The 19,382-nt window shown below is 69.9% G+C and carries 18 protein-coding genes, 1 tRNA gene and 1 other RNA gene; 8 read left to right on the top strand and 12 right to left on the bottom strand.

Going from position 1 to position 19,382, the window contains the following annotated elements:
* Positions 1 to 47: 47 nt before the first annotated feature.
* Both AC5L35_RS29625 and ffs read right to left on the bottom strand, forming a co-directional pair.
* Positions 48 to 2,348 carry a DNA polymerase III subunit gamma and tau gene (locus tag AC5L35_RS29625; RefSeq protein ID WP_495063006.1) on the bottom strand — a complete coding sequence of 767 codons (2,301 nt, stop codon included), beginning with the start codon at positions 2,346 to 2,348 and terminating at the stop codon, positions 48 to 50.
* Between the two features lie 71 nt (positions 2,349 to 2,419).
* Positions 2,420 to 2,514: signal recognition particle sRNA small type (gene ffs, locus AC5L35_RS29620), an RNA gene on the bottom strand.
* Positions 2,515 to 2,567: 53 nt separating this feature from the next.
* Here ffs and AC5L35_RS29615 point away from each other — a divergent pair.
* Positions 2,568 to 2,652, top strand: a tRNA-Ser gene (locus AC5L35_RS29615).
* Between the two features lie 174 nt (positions 2,653 to 2,826).
* Here AC5L35_RS29615 and AC5L35_RS29610 read toward each other — a convergent pair.
* The 4 genes from AC5L35_RS29610 to AC5L35_RS29595 form a co-directional block, all read right to left on the bottom strand.
* The gene (locus AC5L35_RS29610) at positions 2,827 to 3,855 is read right to left on the bottom strand and encodes an aldo/keto reductase (RefSeq protein WP_495063117.1); all 1,029 of its coding nucleotides are present in this window, start codon (positions 3,853 to 3,855) and stop codon (positions 2,827 to 2,829) included.
* A 71-nt stretch (positions 3,856 to 3,926) separates the two neighbouring features.
* A complete protein-coding gene (locus AC5L35_RS29605; protein WP_495063005.1) occupies positions 3,927 to 4,352 on the bottom strand; it encodes a nitroreductase/quinone reductase family protein in 426 nt (141 codons plus the stop codon).
* Between the two features lie 222 nt (positions 4,353 to 4,574).
* Positions 4,575 to 5,480 (bottom strand): AraC family transcriptional regulator, encoded by a 906-nt coding sequence (locus AC5L35_RS29600; RefSeq protein ID WP_495063004.1) that lies wholly within the window; start codon positions 5,478 to 5,480, stop codon positions 4,575 to 4,577.
* Positions 5,481 to 5,948: 468 nt separating this feature from the next.
* The gene (locus AC5L35_RS29595; RefSeq protein ID WP_495063003.1) at positions 5,949 to 6,152 is read right to left on the bottom strand and encodes a hypothetical protein; all 204 of its coding nucleotides are present in this window, start codon (positions 6,150 to 6,152) and stop codon (positions 5,949 to 5,951) included.
* A 110-nt stretch (positions 6,153 to 6,262) separates the two neighbouring features.
* Here AC5L35_RS29595 and AC5L35_RS29590 point away from each other — a divergent pair, with 110 nt between their 5' ends.
* On the top strand, positions 6,263 to 7,126 hold the full coding sequence (locus tag AC5L35_RS29590; protein ID WP_495063002.1) for an alpha/beta fold hydrolase: 864 nt from the start codon (positions 6,263 to 6,265) through the stop codon (positions 7,124 to 7,126).
* Positions 7,127 to 7,171: 45 nt separating this feature from the next.
* Here the strand turns inward: AC5L35_RS29590 and AC5L35_RS29585 are convergent, their stop codons facing one another.
* Both AC5L35_RS29585 and AC5L35_RS29580 read right to left on the bottom strand, forming a co-directional pair.
* On the bottom strand, positions 7,172 to 7,660 hold the full coding sequence (locus tag AC5L35_RS29585) for an acyltransferase (RefSeq protein ID WP_495063001.1): 489 nt from the start codon (positions 7,658 to 7,660) through the stop codon (positions 7,172 to 7,174).
* Positions 7,661 to 7,749: 89 nt separating this feature from the next.
* On the bottom strand, positions 7,750 to 8,430 hold the full coding sequence (locus AC5L35_RS29580; RefSeq protein WP_495063116.1) for an SDR family NAD(P)-dependent oxidoreductase: 681 nt from the start codon (positions 8,428 to 8,430) through the stop codon (positions 7,750 to 7,752).
* Positions 8,431 to 8,734: 304 nt separating this feature from the next.
* On the opposite strand from AC5L35_RS29580, the gene AC5L35_RS29575 reads away from it, so the two are divergent.
* The 3 genes from AC5L35_RS29575 (at position 8,735) to AC5L35_RS29565 (ending at position 11,256) form a co-directional block, all read left to right on the top strand.
* Positions 8,735 to 9,010, top strand: a complete 276-nt coding sequence (locus AC5L35_RS29575) for a GlsB/YeaQ/YmgE family stress response membrane protein (RefSeq protein WP_433277648.1) — start codon at positions 8,735 to 8,737, stop codon at positions 9,008 to 9,010.
* A gap of 101 nt (positions 9,011 to 9,111) precedes the next feature.
* Complete coding sequence (locus AC5L35_RS29570; RefSeq protein WP_495063000.1) at positions 9,112 to 10,227, top strand: bifunctional nuclease domain-containing protein; 1,116 nt, start codon at positions 9,112 to 9,114, stop codon at positions 10,225 to 10,227.
* Positions 10,228 to 10,296: 69 nt separating this feature from the next.
* Positions 10,297 to 11,256, top strand: a complete 960-nt coding sequence (locus tag AC5L35_RS29565) for a threo-3-hydroxy-L-aspartate ammonia-lyase (RefSeq protein ID WP_495062999.1) — start codon at positions 10,297 to 10,299, stop codon at positions 11,254 to 11,256.
* Between the two features lie 12 nt (positions 11,257 to 11,268).
* On the opposite strand, the gene AC5L35_RS29560 is transcribed toward AC5L35_RS29565, so the two are convergent.
* Together AC5L35_RS29560 and AC5L35_RS29555 are read right to left on the bottom strand one after the other, a co-directional pair.
* Entirely contained in the window at positions 11,269 to 12,546 is a 1,278-nt protein-coding gene (locus AC5L35_RS29560; RefSeq protein ID WP_495062998.1) for a cytochrome P450, read from the bottom strand.
* Positions 12,547 to 12,618: 72 nt separating this feature from the next.
* Positions 12,619 to 13,488, bottom strand: a complete 870-nt coding sequence (locus tag AC5L35_RS29555; RefSeq protein WP_495062997.1) for an alpha/beta fold hydrolase — start codon at positions 13,486 to 13,488, stop codon at positions 12,619 to 12,621.
* A gap of 74 nt (positions 13,489 to 13,562) precedes the next feature.
* On the opposite strand from AC5L35_RS29555, the gene AC5L35_RS29550 reads away from it, so the two are divergent.
* Positions 13,563 to 14,156, top strand: a complete 594-nt coding sequence (locus AC5L35_RS29550; protein ID WP_495062996.1) for a phosphoribosyltransferase family protein — start codon at positions 13,563 to 13,565, stop codon at positions 14,154 to 14,156.
* A gap of 30 nt (positions 14,157 to 14,186) precedes the next feature.
* Here the strand turns inward: AC5L35_RS29550 and AC5L35_RS29545 are convergent, their stop codons facing one another.
* On the bottom strand, positions 14,187 to 15,272 hold the full coding sequence (locus AC5L35_RS29545; RefSeq protein WP_495062995.1) for an alanine racemase: 1,086 nt from the start codon (positions 15,270 to 15,272) through the stop codon (positions 14,187 to 14,189).
* Positions 15,273 to 15,493: 221 nt separating this feature from the next.
* On the opposite strand from AC5L35_RS29545, the gene AC5L35_RS29540 reads away from it, so the two are divergent.
* On the top strand, positions 15,494 to 16,321 hold the full coding sequence (locus AC5L35_RS29540; protein WP_495063115.1) for a methyltransferase domain-containing protein: 828 nt from the start codon (positions 15,494 to 15,496) through the stop codon (positions 16,319 to 16,321).
* Entirely contained in the window at positions 16,318 to 16,884 is a 567-nt protein-coding gene (locus AC5L35_RS29535) for a GNAT family N-acetyltransferase (RefSeq protein WP_495062994.1), read from the top strand. The genes AC5L35_RS29540 and AC5L35_RS29535 overlap by 4 nt, the downstream gene beginning before the upstream one ends.
* Positions 16,885 to 16,900: 16 nt before the next feature.
* Here the strand turns inward: AC5L35_RS29535 and AC5L35_RS29530 are convergent, their stop codons facing one another.
* A complete protein-coding gene (locus tag AC5L35_RS29530; protein ID WP_495062993.1) occupies positions 16,901 to 19,276 on the bottom strand; it encodes an FdhF/YdeP family oxidoreductase in 2,376 nt (791 codons plus the stop codon).
* Positions 19,277 to 19,382 lie beyond the last annotated feature (106 nt).

Genomic DNA, 19,382 nt, shown 5'->3' with positions numbered 1-19,382 from the left:
GCCGGCACGGAGGGCCGTGGACAGCCGGACCGGTCGGCCGCGCTCGGTCAGCGCTGCTCGATCGCCCGGGCTCCCAGCTGCGAGCTCAGGAGCTCGATCGCCGCCTCCTCGGGGTCGCGCCGCCGCTCCACGGGCAGGTCCACCGGGCCGGTGGCCGCGTCGGCGATCATCGACTCCTCGTCGTCCGGCGGTGGCTCCTCCTCGGGCGGCTCGGGCGGGAGTGGTTCGCCGTCGTCGGGGGCGGCCGAGCGACGCACGGGCGGCGGCCGGGACGGCCGGCGCTGCGGGGCGGCAACGGGGGACGGTGGCGGACCGGCCGCGGCAGGCGCGGACGTCACGGCGTCACCGTGCTCGCAGCGCACCCGCCAGCGGACACCCAGCACCGCGTGCAGAGATTCGGCGATGACCTCGGTGTTGCTCTGCTCCGAGAGCAACCGGGCCAGCGGGGCGGTGCCGATGCTCAGCACCAGGGTGTCGCCCTCCACGGCCCGCACGGTGGCGCTCACCAGCAGCGCGGCCGTGCGCTTCTTCCGGTCCTTGGCGGCGGCCAGCACCTCCGGCCACGCCCGCCGCACCGCCGCCGCGTCGAGGGGGGCGACGGCCGCGGGCTCGGCCTGGCGAGCGGGGCCACCACCGTCGTACCGGGCGGCCGCGTCGTCCGGAGCCGGCGGAACCGGCCGGTCGGAGGCGGCGGGCGCAGCCCGTTCGGGGACGGGGCGCGCGGAGGCGGGACGGGCAACGGGCTCCCGTTCGGCGGAACGGGCCGGTGCAGCGTGTTCCACGGCGGGACGATCACCGGCCGCGCCCGGGCGTTCCGTCGAGGGTTCACCGGCCCGGCGACCGGCACCGGCGGCCTCACCGGCAGGACGATCGACGGCCGAGGGGGGAGCCTCGGTCTGGTCCGGTGGCACCGGCTCCCGGCCCTGGCGGCCGGCATCGGCGGGCTCAGGAGCAGGGCCGGTGGCACCCCGCGGATCGGCGGCGGGACGATCTGCGGCGACCCGCTGCGGGGCGGCCTGCGCGGGCTCGGCGGGCGCTGCCCCGGCTCGGCCGTCCCGAGCCTCCGCAGGCGCACCAGCGCCCGCAGGCTGCTCGGCCCGCTCGCTGCGGCGCTGGAACCGCGGTCGCACCTCGGCCGGCTCCTCGCGATCGGCCACCGTCTCCCCCGGAGCCAGCGGAGCGGACGCGATGGCGTTGCGCCGCTCGAGCCGCTCGAGGCGTTCCAGCAGCCCCGGCTCGGCCACGGTGGCGGCGGGGAGCAGCATCCGCGCGCACAGCAGCTCCAGCAGCAGCCGCGGCGCCGTGGCCCCCCGCATCTCGGTGAGCCCGGTGTGCACGATCTCGCCGTAGCGGGTGAGCGTGGCCTGGCCGAGCTTGCCCGCCTGCTCGATCATCCGCGACAGCTCGTCCTCGGCCGCCTCGACGAGCCCGCGCTCGGCCGCCTCGGGCACCGCCTGCAGCAGCGTGAGGTCGCGCAGGCGTTGCAGCAGGTCGGCCGCGAAGCGGCGGGGGTCGTGCCCGGCCTCCACCAGCCGGTCGACGGCCTCGAACACGGCGGCGCGGTCGCTCGCGGCGAGCGCGTCGACCACGTCGTCGATCAGGGAGACGTCGGTGACCCCGAGCAGCGCCACCGCCCGCTCGTACGTGACGCCCTCCGGTCCGGCCCCGGCGAGCAGCTGGTCGAGCACCGACAGCGAGTCGCGCGCCGAACCGCCCCCCGCGCGGATGACGAGAGGGAAGACGGGGGGTGCGACGACCGCGCCTTCCTCGGCGCAGATGCGCTCCAGCAGCTTGCGCAGCGTGCCGGGCGGGATGAGGCGGAACGGGTAGTGGTGGGTGCGCGAGCGGATGGTGGGCAGCACCTTGTCCGGCTCGGTGGTGGCGAACACGAACACCAGGTGTTCCGGCGGCTCCTCCACGATCTTGAGCAGGGCGTTGAAACCCTGCGTCGTGATCATGTGGGCCTCGTCGATGATGAACACGCGGTAGCGCGACTCGGCGGGCGCGAAGAAGGCGCGGTCGCGCAGCTCCCTGGTGTCGTCCACCCCACCGTGGGACGCGGCGTCGAGCTCGGTGACGTCGATGTTGCCCGGACCGCCCGGCGCCAGCGAGATGCACGACGGGCACACGCCGCACGGGTCGGGAGTGGGGCCGAGCTCACAGTTGAGCGACCGCGCCAGGATCCGCGCCGACGACGTCTTGCCGCAGCCACGGGGGCCCGAGAACAGGTAGGCGTGGTTGATGCGGCCCGCCGCGAGCGCCGTGCTCAACGGCTCCGTGACGTGTTCCTGCCCGACCACCTCGGCGAACTTCGCCGGGCGGTACTTGCGGTACAGAGCCAGCGCCACGGGCGCGAGGCTACCGACCGGCACCGACAGCAGGCCGCGGGGGAACGTAGTTGGCCACACGGGCCGGAGACGAAAGGGGACCCCGCGCACCCGACAGAGCCCGTTGACCCTTGCTGCCTTCCGGCCCTGGGGGAGTTCACAGGATGGACGCCGCGCGGGGTCCGTGGAGGAGTGTAGGCGGTCGTCGGCGGCGCGAGCGACCCGGCTATGCTCCGACACGGAGGATTCGCCTAGTGGCCTATGGCGCACGCTTGGAAAGCGTGTTGGGTTCACGCCCTCGCGGGTTCGAATCCCGCATCCTCCGCTCTCTGAGCAGCACGAACGCCCGGGTTACCCGCTCACGCGGGGCCCGGGCGTTCGTCTTCAGTCTCAGTTGCAGTCTCAGTCGGCCCCCGTCGGACCCCGGATCAGGCCACCCACCCGCGTGGCCACGTCGTCCCGAACGGTGTTGGTGCCGGATCAGTCATGCGGGTCTCGCTCACGCTGCGGAGCGTTCGGCGACCGGCCGGCGACGCAGGCCCACGGTCGTCACAGCCGGCGGTGCGTAGGCCACCTCGTTGGGACCGGCATCAGTACCGGGCGGGGCGATCTCGTCGATCCGGCCGAGGATCTCGTCGTCCAAGGTGACGTCGGCGCTGGTCAACAGGTCGTCGAGCTGCTCCATGGTGCGCGGCCCGATGATCGCCGAGGTGACGCCGGGGTGGGCGATCGCGAACGCCATCGCGAGGTGGGTGATCGGCAGACCCGCCTTCTCGGCGAGCGGGATGAGCTGTTCGACGACATCGAGCTTGCGTTCGACGTCGAAGTGGTGCGGCATCAGGCCGTAGCGGTAGCTGTCGGACTGCTTGCCCTTCCGGAACCGTCCGGTGAGCAGGCCCTGGCCCAGAGGGCTCCAGACCAGCGTGCCCATGCCGTAGCGCTGGCAGACCGGCAGCACCTCGCGTTCGATGCTCCGGTTGACGATCGAATACGCCGGCTGCTCGGTCCGGAATCGCTCGAAGCCACGACGCTCGGCGACCCACTGCGCCTCGACGATGTCCGAGGCGGGAAAGGATGACGTGCCGATGGCGCGCACCTTGCCGCTGTGGATCAGGTCGGACAGTGCCGACAGTGTCTCCTCGATATCGGTTGTCGGGTCGGGGCGGTGGATCTGGTACAGGTCGAGGTGATCCGTCTGCAGGCGTCGCAGGGAGTGCTCGACCGCGGTGGTGATCCAGCGCCGCGAATTGCCCCGGTGATTGGGATCGTCGCTCATCGGCAGATGCACCTTGCTGGCGAGCACGATGTTGTCGCGGCGGCCCTTGAGAGCCTTTCCGACGATCTCCTCGGACTCACCGGAAGAGTACGCGTCAGCGGTGTCGATGAAGTTGATCCCTGCGTCCAGGGCCCTATGGATGATCCGGATCGAGTCGTCGTGGTCGGAGTTTCCCATGCGCCCGAACATCATGGCGCCCAGGCAGTAGGGGCTGACCTGGATTCCGGTTCGGCCCAGTGTGCGGTACTTCATGTGCCGTATCCTTGCACTCGATTTTTGCGCGTACGGTGATTGATCAACCCGACGCCTGGTGGTTTCTGCTGCTACACGGCCCGAAACCGTTCGTCGTCGAACACGACCTCGACCAGCGGGCTGCGCGCGAGCCACTCGTCGGGCTCCTGGCGCCTGGTGACCCGCGCCGCAAGCTGGGGCCGATCCTGCAGGTCGACCACCGCAGTGATCACTCTGAATCGTGTCGGCTCGTCGACCGGTACGGCGGTCGCGGGCAGGTCGGCGGTGACCCCGTGCTTGAGGTGCACCACGAACCGCGGATTCGCGCGCAGGTTCGCGTACCAACTACGGGCAACAGGCATGCCGCTCAGGTACCAGCGCCCGTCGATATGGTGGAGCCAGATCTCGATGCGGCGCGGGAGGCCGCTGCGCGCGCCCATCGTCGTGATCTCGATCGTGCGTTCAGCGGCAGAGGAGTCGGGCCCGATCTCGAGGGCGCGGGCAACGGCATCTTCCATGGTCACAGTCCTGTCCGCCGATCGTCTTCGTGCGCCACGGCACAATTCCCGATTCCGGACGGGTCCAGCCTGCGGTACCGCATACTTCTCCCCGTGGTGGCGCTTGACAACCGTCCCGGAATCGGTGGAAAGTTCCGGCGCCTTCATCAAAACAGCGACGCCATCGGAAGGCCGGCAAGACGGTCTCGCTCACTTACACGATCCGCTACGCTCAGAAGATTCTCATGGCAGCACCGCAAACATTGCGCCCGCCCCGTCACGCATGCGAACCGCGTCGATGCTGGGCGGGACGCCGAATTGACGGCGGTATTCCCGACTGAACTGGGAGAGGTTGTCGTATCCGACGCGCTGGCTGACGCTGGTGATGTCGCGTGGACGGTTCGCCAGCAGCAACCTGGCCGCCTGTAGCCGTATGTGCTTCTGGAACTGGATCGGGGTCATCGCGGTCACCGCTTGGAAGTTCCGGTGGAAGGCGGAAACGCTCATCCCCGAAAGCCGTGCCACTTCCTCGACCCGGAAGGGCTTGGTGTAGTTGTCCCGGATCCAGCCCACCGCGCGCCTGATGTGGCTCAGGCTGCTGTCGGCCAGGCCGAGTTGGCGCACGAGGTCACCTTGGTCCCCGGTGATCAACCGCCAGAGGATCTCGCGCTTGAACAACGGGGCCAGCGCCTTTCGGTCCCGTGGCTGGTCGAGCAGACGCAGCAACCGCACGACAGCGTCGAGCAACTCGTCCGGGGCGTCAGTGACCGCGATTCCCGGTCCCGGAGCTCCGGGCGACCGCGGCAGGTCACCCGGGCCGGCCGCCAGCAGCAGCTCAGCGATGGCGGCAGGGTCCAAGGTCATCCCGAAGCCGAGCGAGGCCTCGCCGGGCGCCGTGTCGACGAAGTGACCGCTCAGCGGGAGATCGACCGAAGCGACGAGATACTGCCCGGCGCCGTATTCGAAGACGCGGTCGCCCAACGCCAGTCGCTTGTCACCCTGGGCGATGATCGCCAGCACCGTGCCCGACATCGCGGTCTCCGGCGCGACGGCGTGGTCGGCCCTGCAGATCCGGACGCCATCGATAGCGGTAGTTCCGTCGGGTCGCACATGACGGTCCAGCAGATCGCGAAGCTGGCTCAGAGACATGTCACAGATTCCAGCACACGATCGACCCGCGACCGTCGCTGGTGAGAGGAATGTGCAAGAACGCGCGAGTCTTGTCCAAACGGCGTGGAGGCTCAGGTCGGGTTCGGGTGGAACCGGCTCGACGTCCCGCCGACCGGCTCGAGCACTCAAGCCGACAGCGCATACGGCCGTGACGGATCGATCCAGCCGGCCATGGACTACGACGGCAACGGTTGCTACCCCACTCCTGTGCCATCGGGCCGGACGGGACGCTCAATCCGGGCCTCAACACGACCGGCGCCGGCACCGGGAGCTGCCCAGGATGGTGCGCGTACCTCTATCGTTTGATCCGAATGCCTGAGCCGGGGAACGTCGAGATCCGCCGATGACCGACAACCGCGTCATGGACACATAACGCGGAATCAGACCGTGCTCGAACAGCGACACGGGACCACAACGCGGCCAGAAGGACGCCGAACGCCTGGATCATCACACCCGGCCAGCAGCGAACGGCATCGGCCTCATACGGAAGGTCGAGTACGTGACGCTCACCCCGTCCCGTTCCAGCCCCCGTGACGCCACGGTCTCGACGTGCAGCCCGGCGCGGCCGGCGAGGCCCAGGATGTGGTCCTGATCGCCGGAGGTGCCGAAGAACATCAGTACCCGGCCACCGGGGTTGAGCCGCTCACGCACTCCGGCGAGGAAACGGCCGATCGTCGCGTACCCCGGAAGATAGGTCTCCCGCCGGCCCGGCAGCAGCGAATTTCCGCAGGCCCGTCGCACTGGGAGCGATACCGTGCGCGGTGCTCGATGAGGAATTCCTTCGCACGGCGGACGACGTGTCACTGTTCGTTCGCAGCCATGGCGATCCTGGCGCCCCCGTCCTGCTGGTGCTCCACGGCGGGCCGGGGTGGGACCACTCCTACCTGCTGCCGGCGCTCGACGATCTGATCGACATCCGCCGCGTCGTTCTGTTCGATCTGCGTGGCTGCGGCCGCAGCAGCCGGGATCTCCCCACCGACGCGTACCAGCCCGACCTCTGTGTCGAGGACGTGGCGTGGCTCGTGCACGAACTCGGCGCCGGCCGGGTGGACGTACTCGGCTTCTCCTACGGCGGACAGCTCGCCATGATGGTTGCCGAGCGCCACCCGCATCTCGTGGATCGGCTGATACTCGCATCGACCACCGCTTATCCGGATATCGAGGACGACCTCGCGAAGAACACCGAGTACCTGAGACGTGTCGCAGCGGTCGATGCCGAGATAGCGGCGATCTTCGCGGATCGGTCGACCGACCAGGCGGAGAAGACCCGCCTCATGGCGATGGCCACCGCGCCGATGAACGTGTGGGACCTCGGGTTGCTCGACTCGTGGCGTGCCGTGCTGTGGAGGGTCCGGTTCTCCGGCGCATGGAATCCGGGCTGGCTCGCGGGCAGGTTGCGATCACCCCGGCCCGCCGACCCGGAAGCGGTGCTACGCGAACTCCGTCGTCCCACGTTGATCCTGCACGGTGCGCAGGATCTGGGCTTTCCCGTGCAGGTAGCTCGTCGGCTACACGCCGCAGTGCCGCACAGTGAACTGTCTCTGGTGCCGGAGGCCGGCCATGCTGCGCACTTGGAACGGCAGGCCGACTGGGTCGGCCGGGTACGGTCATTTCTGACCCGCTGACCAGCGACACCGGCGGAGCCGGCTTCCTCGTGGTCTGCCGGACGGTCACCCGGGCTCGTCGGCTCCGGGCGGCGGTGCCAGTGACCGGATGAACCTCGCCGGGTTGCCCGCCACCACCGCATACGGTGCAACATCCTTCAGCACCACCGATCCGCCACCGACGACCGCATGCGCCCCGATCGTCACAGGCCCTGCGACCAGCACGTTGGTCGCCAGCCAGACACCTTCGGCGATCTCGATGTCGTAACCGCTACGGGGGATGGCCTGTTGCCGTTCGATGCCGAACTTGTCGACCTCGTGCACGCCGGCCAGCACGCACACGTTGTGACCGAAGAAGACGTACTCCCCGACGGTGATGTGGCCACCTCCGGTGTTGAAGATGGCGTTGTTGACAACGGCGGTTGGGTGGATCCGCAGCCGGGCGGGGTCGCTGTGGACGCGGTAGCGGTAGAGCGCATCGAGGCGTTCCTCCTCGATGCGCTCCGCCACCAACCGGTCCACCGTCGGCTTCAGCACCCGCTCCAGCAGTCTCATCGAAGCTCGGGTACCCGAGTTTCCGCTGATCACGCACCTGTCGAGGCCGAACACCAGAGCCGGTAGCCGCCCCCGATGGACCGCCGCCGTCACTGAGCGGTCCAGCCCCCGTCCATGACCATGACGGCGCCGGTGATGAAGGCGGCATCGTCTCCGGCGAGGTAGGCCACGAGCGACGCCGGTTCGTCCGGGGTGGCGAACCGGCCGATGGGGTGCACGCCGCGCATCGCCTGCTCGAACTGGGGCGTCGCGGACATGATGTCCCTGACTCCTGGGCTGAGCACCGTGCCCAGCGCGATCGCGTTGACGCGCACGTTCTGCGGCGCAAGCTCCAGTGCCGCCGCGCGCGTCAGCCCGTGCACACCGTGCTTGGCCGCCACGTACGAGCTGATCAGGGCGCCGGAACCGACGTTGCCCACCGCGGACCCGTTGTTGATGATCACGCCGCCGCCGCGGCGCAGCAGTGCCGGGATCTCGTTGCGCATCGAGTAGAAGACGGTGTTGAGGACGCCGTCGATGTCCGCTCGCCACGACTCCGGCGTACGGTCCGCGACCGGCCCGAACGCGCCGCCGGCTGCCGCGTTGTTGAAGGCGATGTCCAGCCCACCGAAGTGCTCCTCGGCGATGCGGACGGCAGCCGCGATGTCCTCGTCGGACAGCACATCGGTCCGGACGGCGAGCGCCTCACCTCCCGCGGTCGCGATCTCCGCGGCGGACCGCGGAGATGCTCGAGATGGGCGAGTACCTGCAGCGGTACCGGCAGGCGGCAGAGGACGACGCCGTCCTCGCCACCGCGTTGCTGCGCGTGATCAACATGCTCGACGGACCGGACCGGACCGGCTGGTGGCTCCCGACCTCCAGGAGCGGGTGGTCCGTGGTGCGGGGCAGGCACGGCCGCTGCAGGCCGACGGCGCGCGGATCGGGTAGCGGCGCTCCGCATCCGGCCGAGTGCGATCGTCCGACCGGAACAAAGATCGGCGACGTTGTGTCGATCACGCTTGATCCCGTGAGGGACCGGGAACTCGGCCACAACGGGTCGTCAAGAGCGACCCCTGGGGCGCAACTGGAGGAACCGTGACCGTCACGGGCATCATCACTGCCATCGTCGTGGGGCTCATCATCGGCGCACTGGGCCGCCTGGTCGTGCCCGGCAAGCAGCCGATCCCGATCTGGCTGACCATCGTCATCGGTATCGTCGCCGCCTTCATCGGCTCGTTCATCGCCGGCGCCCTGGGCCTGGCCACCGGAGGCGGCTTCCACATCGGGGAGCTCATCCTCCAGGTCGTGGTCGCGGCCCTCGGGGTCTTCCTGGTCACGGGTATGTACAGCCGCAGGTCCGTGCGTCGCTGAGCTCAGAACACCGGCCGAACGCCGGGTCCGCCTCGTGAGGTGGACCCGGCGTTCGTCGTTGGGCGGCTAACCCCGGACGCGGCGGCAACCACTATGAGGACGTGTGGAGGGCAAGCACAGCCGGCGATGACGCTGCGCTGGTACACGCAGCGCGTCACGGCGACCGGTCCGCGTTCGCCGTACTGGTCGAACGGCATCTCGACCTCGTCCGATCACTGTGCGTCCGCTGGCTCGCCGACCCCACCGGGGCCGAGGACGTGGTACAGGACGCGGTGCTCGCCGCCATGACGAGCCTGGACAAGCTGAACCGGCCCGCCAGCTTCGGGCCCTGGCTGGCCGGCATCGCCCTGAACACCGCCCGCACACTGGCCCGGCAGCAGTCACGGAGCCCGATCTCGCTCGAGGTTGCACTCGGCGGCCGGTGGATCGCCGAACCGCAGGACGGTGGCCCGGGACCGGACGCCGTGGTCGAGAACCGCCTGCTCGCCCGGCGGCTCACCGAGGTCGTCGCGGCGTTGCCGGCGGGGCAGGCCGCCGCGGTCACCGCGTTCTACCTGCACGGACTGAGCATCGCCGAGACCGCCGAGCATCTCGGCGTCTCGGTGACGGCCGTCAAGAACCGGCTGTACAAGGCGAGGGAGAGCCTGCGGCGCAGCGTGCCCGAGCTCGCCTGCCGACCCACGATGGAGGAGCCCGCCATGGAACCCGAGTCCGCCGGCCCGATCCCGATGCAGGTCACGGCAGTGCGCCGTGTGGACAGGGAGGCCGATGTCGTGCACATCGTCGTCCTGTCCGACGCCGATGGACGGCACACGCTGCCGATCTGGGTCGGCGCGGCCGAGGCCACGTCGCTCGCGCTCGCACTCGACGGAGCCGACCTGCCGCGCCCGAACACCTACCAGCTGACGGTCGCCCTGCTGGCGGCCGCAGGCGGCCGGATCGAGGCCGTCGAGATCACCGCCCTCACGGCCGGGGTTTTCTACGCGCGCCTCGCGCTGGCGGACGGCTCGGCGGTCGACGCCCGCCCGAGTGACGCGCTGAACATCGCAGTGCTCGTGGACGCGCCCGTCCGCGTCGATCCCGAGGTCGTCGCGGCCGCGAACAACAGTCCGCGGCGCCCGGCTCCCGGACCCAGTGACCATCCGGCGATAGCAGCCGAGGCCATGGCGGCACTGGCGTCCCTCGCGCACACGGCGGACCGCGGCTCCGGCACATAGTCAGGGCCGGGCAGGACGGCGTCGGGCTCGTCGACCACGATGCGAAGGACGCACCGAGACGGGAGCACAATGCCGACACCGCCCACCTACGCCGACGTGCAGGCCGCCGCCGAGCGGATCCGGGGCCACGCCCACCGCACCCCCGTGCTGACCTCGCGACTGGTCGACGGTGAGGTCGGCGCGTCGGTGTTCTTCAAGTGCGAGAACTTCCAGCGGATGGGCGCGTTCAAGTTCCGCGGCGCGTACAACGCCTTGTCGCGCTTCGACGAGGCGCAACGGCAGGCGGGCGTGATCGCGTACTCCTCGGGAAACCACGCCCAGGCCGTTGCGCTCTCCGCGCGCATCCTGGGGATGCCCGCCACGATCGTCATGCCGCACGACGCCCCGGCGAGCAAGGTGGCCGCCACCCGCGGGTACGGGGCGTCGATCGTCGTCTACGACCGGTACACCGAGGACCGCGAGGAGATCGGCCGCGCCCTCGCGGCCGAGCACGGCATGACGCTCGTGCCGCCGTACAACCACCCTGACGTGATCGCAGGGCAGGGCACCGCCACGAAGGAGCTGCTCGAGGAGGTGGGCGAGCTCGACGCGCTGTTCGTCTGCCTCGGGGGCGGTGGGCTGCTCTCCGGTGCGGCGCTGGCGGCCCGCGCGCTCTCGCCGTCCTGCCGGATCTACGGCGTGGAACCGGAGGCGGGCGACGACGGGCTGCAGTCGCTGCGTAGTGGGTCGATCGTGCACATCGACACGCCCGACACCATCGCCGACGGCGCACAGACCCAGCACCTCGGCGACCTGACCTTCCCGATCATCCGCCGGGATGTGGACGACATCGTCACCGCCTCCGACGACGAGCTGGTGGAGGCGATGAGGGTGTTCGCCGCGACGCTCAAGATCGTGGTGGAGCCGACCGGATGCCTGGCCTTCGCGGCCGTGCGCAGGCTCGCCGGGGAGCTGTCCGGGCAGCGCGTCGGCGTGATCGTGAGCGGCGGGAACATCGACATCCCCCGCTACGCCTCCCTCCTGGCGTAGCCGCCTGCCGACTCAGTGGAGCGTGACGGGGAGCGCGTCGACCCCGAAGACGAACGACAGCTTGCGGTAGGACAGGTCGCCGGGGTCCTTGGCGAGCTTGATGTCAGGGAACCGGCGGAGGAGGGCCGGGTACGCCGCGCGCAGCTCCATCCGCGCGAGCTCGGCACCGATGCAGCGGTGGAGGCCGTAGCCGAATGCGAGGTGCGGCCGGGTGTCCCGCGTGGGGTCGAACCGGTCGAGCCCGTGCCCGTCGCGGTTGGCTCCGCTCAGCGAGCACAGCACGATGTCGCCCTTGGCGATGGTGCGACCACCGATCTCGATCTCCTCCTTCGCGAATCTCGGGAAAGCGACCTGCACGACGGTGAGATAGCGCAGCAACTCGTCGACGAACGGGTCGATCGCGTTGTCGTCGTCGCGGACGGCGATACGGCTCTCCGGCTGCTGCAGCAGCACGATGGTGCCCAGCGCGAGCATGCTCGCGGTGGTCTCGAGGCCGCCGGTGAGCAGGCCGTCGGCGAGCCCGGCCAGCTCGTGGTCGCTGATGTCGTCGCCGTGCTCCCGCACGAGCATGCCGAGCAGGCCGTCGCCGGGAGCGACACGCTGCTTCTCCACGATGCCGAGCAGGTACTCCATGGACTCGGAGATCGCGCCGATCGTGCCGGTGACCCCGCCGAGCAGGTCGAAACGGGTGGTGCTGAGCCGCTGGAAGTCGGCGCGGTCGGAGTAGGGGACGCCGAGGAGCTCGCAGATCGTGAGCGACGGGATGGGGAGCGCGAAGGACTGCAGGATGTCGACGACCCCGTCCGACTCCGCGATCCCGGCCATCTCGTCGAGCTGACCGGCCACGATCGCCTCGATACGCGGGCCCAGCCTGCGTAGCCGGTGGCCGGTGAACTCGGGAGTGAGCATCCGCCGGAGGCGCGTGTGCGCCGGTGGGTCGGTGAAGCCGAGACCGCCCGGGTTCTGGTCGGCCGTGATGCCCACCGTGCCGACGAGGTTGGTGAAGTCGTTGCTGAAGGCGCTCCCCGCCCCGAGCACCGCCTTGCTCTCCTCGTAGCCCGTGATCAGCCAGGCGCGCAGGCCGAACGGGAGCTTGAGCTGGCTGACCGGCTCGTCCTCGCGCAGGGCTCCCAGCGCCTCCACCGGGTCGAGCCCGATGCGTTGGAGCGGCACCAGCGCCGAGTCGGGGAGCATCGACAGCAGTGCGTCCGGCGACCCGCCGCCCGCCCGTCTGCGTCCCAAGCGCCGGCGAGCCAGAAGGCCTATGATCCGTCCGCGAACGCCACCCATGATCCCGACTCTAGGCAAGTACCCGGACATCCGGTCTCTCGCATGCGTCCGAAACGCCACAGATGCACAGCCTCAGGCTCGGAGGAAGGCGAGAATCGCGTCGGCGAGCTCGTCCGGCGCCTCCTCGGCCATGTGGTGTCCGGAGTCGATCGGACCGCCCCCGCGTAGGTCAGTGGACCACTCGCGCCACACCGCCAGCGGGTCGCCGTGGAGGTCCTCCAGGTCGTCGCGGCTCGACCACAGGACGAGAAGCGGGCAGGTCACGCGGCGTCCGGACGCCCGGTCGGCCTCCTCGTGGGCACGGTCGATCCCCAGGCCGGCGCGGTAGTCCTCCAGCATCGCCCGCACGGTGGCCGGGTCGTGGATCGCACGGTGGAACTCCGCGTACGCCTCCTTCCCCATGCTCGCCGGATCGCCGCCGTACCAGGCGTCGGGGTCGGCGAGGATCGCGCGCTCGGGCTTGTCGGGCTGCGCGAAGAAGAACCAGTGCCACCACGCCGATGCGAAACGCGCGTCGCACCGGGCGAGGTGCTCGGTGATCGGGATGCAGTCCAGCACCGTCAGCCGGTCGACCACCGCCGGGTGGTCCAGAGCGAGGCGCAGTGCCACATAGCTGCCCCGGTCGTGGCCCACCACCGCGAACGTCTCGTGGCCGAGCTGACCCATGAGGCGGGCCATGTCGTGCGCCATCGCCCGCTTCGAGTACGGCGCGTGGTCATGCGTGGTCTCCGGCGTGGACGAACGGCCGTAGCCGCGCAGGTCCGGCACCACGACCGTGTGGCCACTCTCACGCAGCCGCGCTGCCACCAGGTGCCACGTCGCCCCCGTGCGTGGGTGCCCGTGCAGGAGCAGGACCGGCGATCCCGCACCCCCGTACCGGACGTGCAGTGCGGCCTCCCCGACGTCGACGGTTCTGGCCGTGAACCCCTCGAAAAAGCCCACTGCTGCACCTTTCGGTCGCGTTAGCATCGCCACGATGACCGGCTCGCCGGTGCCCGTCCAACAGATATGACCCCATGAGCACACCCGATGACCTGAACCATGCCGTCATGGGGCTCATGGCCGCGCGGACGGGGCACTTCCTCCTGGAGTCCGGCCACCACGGCGACCTGTGGCTCGAACTCGACGGCCTGTTCTGGTCGGACGGGATCAACGCGCCCGCCGAGCGCCTCGCCGACCGGATCCGGCCGCACGCCGTGGACGTCGTGTGCGGGCCGCTCGTGGGCGGGGCCCTGCTCGCCCAGCTCGTAGCCTCCCGGCTAGGACTCGCCTTCTGCTACACCGAACGCACCTCGACAGGCGTCGGGCTCTACTCGGCGACCTACCGGTTGCCCGCCGCCCTTCGCTCACGGCTTCCGGGACGACGCGTGGCCGTCGTCGACGACGTCGTGAACGCGGGCTCGGCCGTGCGCGCCACCGTCGCCGATCTCACCGCGGCGGGCGCGGAGGTGGTCGCGCTCGGCGCGCTGCCGGCGCTGGGACCGACCCCGGCCACGGTCGCCGCAGGGGCAGGCCTGCCCCTCGAGGTCCTCGTGGCCCGGTCCAACGAGATCTGGGAGCCGGACCGGTGTCCGCGATGCACCGCCGGAAAACCGCTGCACCAGCCGTGACCAGGTGCGCCACCACCGTGGCCGAGAGGGTCAGGTGTTGGCGTTCCGGGCGGCCACCTTCCAGCGGTCGACCGGGACGCCCTGAGCGAGCACGACCAGTTCATCTGCCAGGTTGACGGCGGAACACACGTGGTTGGGAGCCACCCGCACGACGTCGCCCCGCTGCAGCGGCGCTCCGTCCTCGGGAAGGACGACGGTGGCGTGATGTTCGGAGAGCGCGACGATCCGGGCGCCTGGGTGGTCGGGGAGCCGACCGCCGCCGGTGGCCCAGGCCGGCTGGTCGGCTCCCAGCACCTTGCTCCCCGCATCGAGCACGACATGGCGCCCGGCCCCGCTCACCACCGTGCTGACCGCCGTGAGAGCAACGTCGGACCAGCCGCAACTGCCCAGCTCGGCCTGCTGCGCGTCGTTGAAGACGTACACGCCGGGCCGGATCTCGGTCAGCGCGGTGGGATCGGCCATGGCCGCCGACGGTGTCGAACCGCCGCTGACGACCTCCACGTCCAGACCTTCCTTCCGCAGCGCCGCGGCCGCCCCGGCCAGCGCGTCGGCTTCGTCGGCTGCCGCCTGCTCCCGGCGACCGGGCCCGTAGCTGTGGCCGGGGAAGGTGAACACCCCCGATACCCGGAGCCCTGCGCGGGTCGCGGCCGTGGCGACCTCAACGGCCCGGTCCGGCTGCACCCCGCTCCGGTGGTGGCCGCTGTCGATCTCGACGACGGCCGCCACGTCCGTGCCTGCCACGGCTCGGGCGAGGACCTCCGCACCCTCAGCTGAGTCGACACCCACCCGGAGCGACACCTGCTCGGCCACCGCCCTCAGCCGGGCTCCACGTGCGCCCGAAACCCAGATCGGATAGGCGATGAACAGGTCGCCGAAGCCGGAGGCGGCGAAGATCTCGGCCTCGCCCACCGTGGCGACGGTCAGGCCGGCTGCGCCGTGCCCGACCTGGCGGCGGGCGATCTCCGGGCACTTGTGCGTCTTCGCGTGCGGGCGCAGCGCGAGACCCCGCGCCCGTGCCACACCGGCCATCCTCGTGAGGTTGCGCTCCAGTGCGTCGATGTCGACGGCAAGGAAGGGGGTGTCGAGGCCGTCACCGATCAAGCCGGTCGCAGTCATGCCGCCGATTGTGACCTTCCGACGGCGCGACCCACCGCCCCGGCTGGAGGAAACCGGTGACCTTGCCATCGGCAGCTGTGCCGGATGCCCCGGCCTGGTCATCCTCGACGACTTACGGGAGGATCAGGCCGAAAAGGTGGCATTCCGTTTCAATTCTCTCGGGCAGCGTTTTCCAGCGACGTACGATCAGGCCACCCGCCCCTGTTCAGAGGAAACCTCGGATGAGCGCAGGATCGCCCAGATCATTGACCGCGTCCTTTACGGACATCGACCGCAGCTCCGAGGAGCTGAGGGGCCAGGCAATCGAGTACCTCAGCGGCACGGCGAGCAACCCCGAGATCCGACGGATGCGCGCCACCGCCTTCCAACTGTTCGCGGCGACGGAGGGGGAACGACTGCTCGATGCGGGGTGCGGGTTGGGCGAGGTCGCACGTCACCTCGGTTCGGCGGTGGGGCCCCGAGGAGCGGTGGTCGCCCTCGACCGCTCCGCCGACGTCATCTCAGCGGCGGAGGCACAGCACGACGGCGGCCCCGTCACCTACGTCGTGGGCGACGTCACCGCCCTCGACTTCCCGGACGACCACTTCGACGGCGTCCGCTCCGAGCGGGTACTCCAGCACCTGGCCGACCCCGGCGCGGCGATCGCGGAACTGGTGCGGGTGACCCGCCCGGGCGGCCGGGTCTGCGTGATCGACACGGACTGGCCGTCACTGACGCATGACGGCTTCGCGCATCTCGACGACCCGTCCGTCCGGTCGTCGAACATTCTCCTGTCCACCGCCGGGCGCACCGCGCGCTCACTCATGGTGAAGGCCGGCCTGCGCAATGTCACCACCGCGCCTGTGACCGTGTGCTTCACCTCGCCCACCGACGCGGCCACCGTCCTCGCGTTCTTCGATCCGAAGCGGGCAAGAGTGGTTGACTTGATCCCGGAACAGCTGCTGGAATCGTTCTTCGCCTCGGTGGAGCGAGCCGCCGAACGCGGCGATTTCCTGGTCGCTTTCACGATGTGGATATCGCTGGGCCAAAAAGGAGAAAACACCGAATGACCGGAGTTCGAAAGCCAGCGACAACCGGTCTCGAGATCGAGACGCTCCCCGCCGCCGCGGCCGATGACACGGGCACCGTGGCGACACTGACCGACCTGGTCAACGTGGTCTACGCGGTCGCGGAGGACGGCCTGTGGATCGACGGCACCAGCCGCACCACGGTCGAGGAGCTCGCCGGCCTCATCCGGGCGGAGGAGATCGTCGTGGCCCGTTCGGACGGACGGACCCTGGGGTGCGTCCGGGTCCAGCGCCTCGACAGCGACGTCTACGAGTTCGGCATGCTCGCAGCCGACCCCGCTCACCGCGGCGTCGGCGTGGGCCGGGAGCTCGTGCGGTTCGCCGAGCAGGCCGGACGGGACGCCGGTTGTTCCGTGATGCAGCTGGAACTGCTGGTGCCCCAGGACTGGACGCATCCGTCGAAGCAGTTCCTGGCGGGGTGGTACGGCCGCATCGGCTACCAGGTGGTGCGCACCGGGGCGATCGAGGAGTCCTACCCGCACCTGGCCCCCTTGCTCGCCACCCCGTGCGACTTCGTGATCTACAACAAGGACCTCACGGCGTAGGCCGAGCATCTCGGCATCAGGACATGTGTGCCGGCTCCGGATCCGTCTTGTGGGACGAGTCGGATCCGGTCCGGTCCTGACCGCCTGCCGTGGTACTGCTCCGCCCACCCGTTCCCTCCGGGACGACCGCCACGATGACCGACTTGTAGGTCGGCTGGTTGCTCGAGACGGCTGTCGAGTCGAGTGGCACGAGTGCGTTGGTTTCCGGGTAGTAGGCAGCCGCCGAACCGCGGGGGGTGTTGTACTCGACGATGCGGAACGAGGGAGCGCATCGGACGAGGTCGTCGCCGTCCCATCGGGTGACGAGATCGACCTTGTCGCCGGGGCCGAATCCGAGCGCGGTGATGTCCTCGCGGTGCATGAAGATCACGCGGCGGCCTCCCTCGATACCGCGGTAGCGGTCGCTCAGGCCGTAGATCGTGGTGTTGAACTGGTCGTGACTGCGGAGCGTCTGCAGGATCAGGTGTCCTGGTGGTACCTGCAGGACCTCGATGGGCGACGCCACGAACTCGGCGCGGCCGGACTCCGTGGTGAACGTGCGCGAGTCCCGTGGCGGGTGTGGCATGACGTAGCCGCCGGGACGGCGGACGTTCACCTCGTAGCTCTCGCATCCTGGCACCACACGCGAGATGAGTTCCCGGATACGGCGGTAGTCGTCCCGCATCGCCTTCCAGTCGATGCCGTGCCGGTTGCCGATCGCGGCCTCGGCGATGTGGGTCAGGATGGCGACCTCGGATTTCAGGTGCGAGCTCGCCGGCTTCAGCGGACCCCTGGAGGAATGCACCGCGCAGGTGGAGTCCTCCACCGTGATGAACTGCGCACCGGTGGCCTGGACGTCCTTCTCCGTGCGGCCGAGGGCGGGCAGGATGACAGCGGTCCGCCCGCAGATCAGGTGCGAGCGGTTGAGCTTGGTCGAGATCTGCACCGTCAGCCGGGTACGGCGCAGAGCCTCCGCCGTGACGTCGGTGTCGGGTGTGGCCTGAACGAAATTGCCGCCGAGGCCGATGAAGACGTGCACCTTGCCGTCGCGCATCCCGCGGATCGAGTCGACGGTGTCGAACCCGTTCTCGCGGGGCGGATCGAAACCGAACTCCTCCTGCAGCGAGTCGAGGAAATGTCCGGGAGCACGCTCCCAGATGCCCATCGTGCGGTCTCCCTGCACGTTGGAGTGCCCACGGACCGGGAACAGACCGGCGCCCGGCTTGCCGATGTTGCCCTGCGCGAGCGCGACGTTCACGACCTCCTTGATGGTGGCGACGCCGTTGCGGTGCTGGGTGAGTCCCATCGCCCAGCAGAACACGGTTCGGTCCGAGTCGCGCAGCATCTGTGCGGCTTCGATGATCTGTTCCCGGGAGAGGCCGGTGCTCTCGGTCACCGCGTCCCAGTCGATGGCCGCGACATGCTGCTTCCACCCGTCGAAGCCGGTCGTGTGCCGGGCGATGAAGTCGTGGTCCAGAGCGTCCCATTCGACGAGCAACGCCCCGAATGCCTGGAACAACGCCAGGTCCCCGTTGAGCTTGATCGGCAGGTGCAGGTCTTCCAGGTCGGTGCCCCGCCCCACGACACCGCGGGGCACCTGGGGGTTCCTGAAGTTGACCAGTCCGGCCTCGCGAAGCGGGTTGATCGAGATGATCTTCGCACCGTTGCGCTTTGCGGTCTCGAGCGCGGAGAGCATCCGGGGATGGTTGGTGCCGGGGTTCTGTCCCGCGATGACGATCAGCTTCGCGTCGTAGACGTCGCTCATCACGACGCTTGCTTTCCCGATGCCGATCGACTCCTGCAACGCGATGCTGGTCGACTCGTGGCACATGTTCGAGCAGTCGGGCAGATTGTTCGTGCCGAACGCCCTGGCGAAGAGCTGATACACGAACGCAGCCTCGTTCGAGGCTCGGCCCGAGGTGTAGAACGTCGCCTCGTCGGGGCTCGCCAGGCCTGCCAGCTCGGCGCCGATGAGGGCGAACGCGTCGTCCCACGAGATGGGCTCGTAGTGCGTGCCGTCGGGCCGCTTCACCATGGGCTGGGTGATCCGGCCCTGCTGGCCGAGCCAGTACTCGGAATGGCTGTCGAGGTCGGCGATGCTGTGCGCCGCGAAGAACGCCGGCGTCGCCCGGTCCTTGGTCGCCTCCTCCGCCACCGCCTTCGCGCCGTTCTCACAGAACTCAGCGCTATGCCGGTGCCCCGGATCGGGATCGGGCCAGGCGCAGCTCATGCAGTCGAAGCCCTCGGCCTGGTTGAGCGCGAGCAGCGTCCGTGCGGTGCGCCCGGGGCCCATCCGTTCGAGCGAGCGCTTCATCGAGACCGCCACCGCCGTCGTCCCGGCGGCGTGGTCCTCCTGCGGGTGGACCTCCAGGCCCGATTCGTCGTAGTCAGCCGTCTGTCGCTTCTTCCGCATGGTGTGCCGCAGTTCCTTACGTCGGGGGCTGTGCCGGCCCGTTGGGCGCCACAGGTCGTCGTCGACTCGACCGCCGGATGCGGGGGTGGCGTCCGTCGAGGGGGGC

This window comes from Pseudonocardia sp. OZ21, assembly GCF_059359135.1.
Note: the sequence above shows the minus strand (reverse complement) of the source record. Positions and strands in the feature narration are given on the sequence as shown.

Bases quoted from the DNA above. Each gene is read 5' to 3' on its own strand.
- AC5L35_RS29610 (WP_495063117.1), bottom strand. From the start codon at position 3,855: ATGAAGTACCGCACACTGGGCCGAACCGGAATCCAGGTCAGCCCCTAC.
- AC5L35_RS29605 (WP_495063005.1), bottom strand. From the start codon at position 4,352: ATGGAAGATGCCGTTGCCCGCGCCCTCGAGATCGGGCCCGACTCCTCT.
- AC5L35_RS29600 (WP_495063004.1), bottom strand. From the start codon at position 5,480: ATGTCTCTGAGCCAGCTTCGCGATCTGCTGGACCGTCATGTGCGACCC.
- AC5L35_RS29585 (WP_495063001.1), bottom strand. From the start codon at position 7,660: ATGAGACTGCTGGAGCGGGTGCTGAAGCCGACGGTGGACCGGTTGGTG.
- AC5L35_RS29565 (WP_495062999.1), top strand. From the start codon at position 10,297: ATGCCGACACCGCCCACCTACGCCGACGTGCAGGCCGCCGCCGAGCGG.
- AC5L35_RS29560 (WP_495062998.1), bottom strand. From the start codon at position 12,546: ATGGGTGGCGTTCGCGGACGGATCATAGGCCTTCTGGCTCGCCGGCGC.
- AC5L35_RS29550 (WP_495062996.1), top strand. From the start codon at position 13,563: ATGAGCACACCCGATGACCTGAACCATGCCGTCATGGGGCTCATGGCC.
- AC5L35_RS29545 (WP_495062995.1), bottom strand. From the start codon at position 15,272: ATGACTGCGACCGGCTTGATCGGTGACGGCCTCGACACCCCCTTCCTT.
- AC5L35_RS29540 (WP_495063115.1), top strand. From the start codon at position 15,494: ATGAGCGCAGGATCGCCCAGATCATTGACCGCGTCCTTTACGGACATC.
- AC5L35_RS29535 (WP_495062994.1), top strand. From the start codon at position 16,318: ATGACCGGAGTTCGAAAGCCAGCGACAACCGGTCTCGAGATCGAGACG.
- AC5L35_RS29530 (WP_495062993.1), bottom strand. From the start codon at position 19,276: ATGCGGAAGAAGCGACAGACGGCTGACTACGACGAATCGGGCCTGGAG.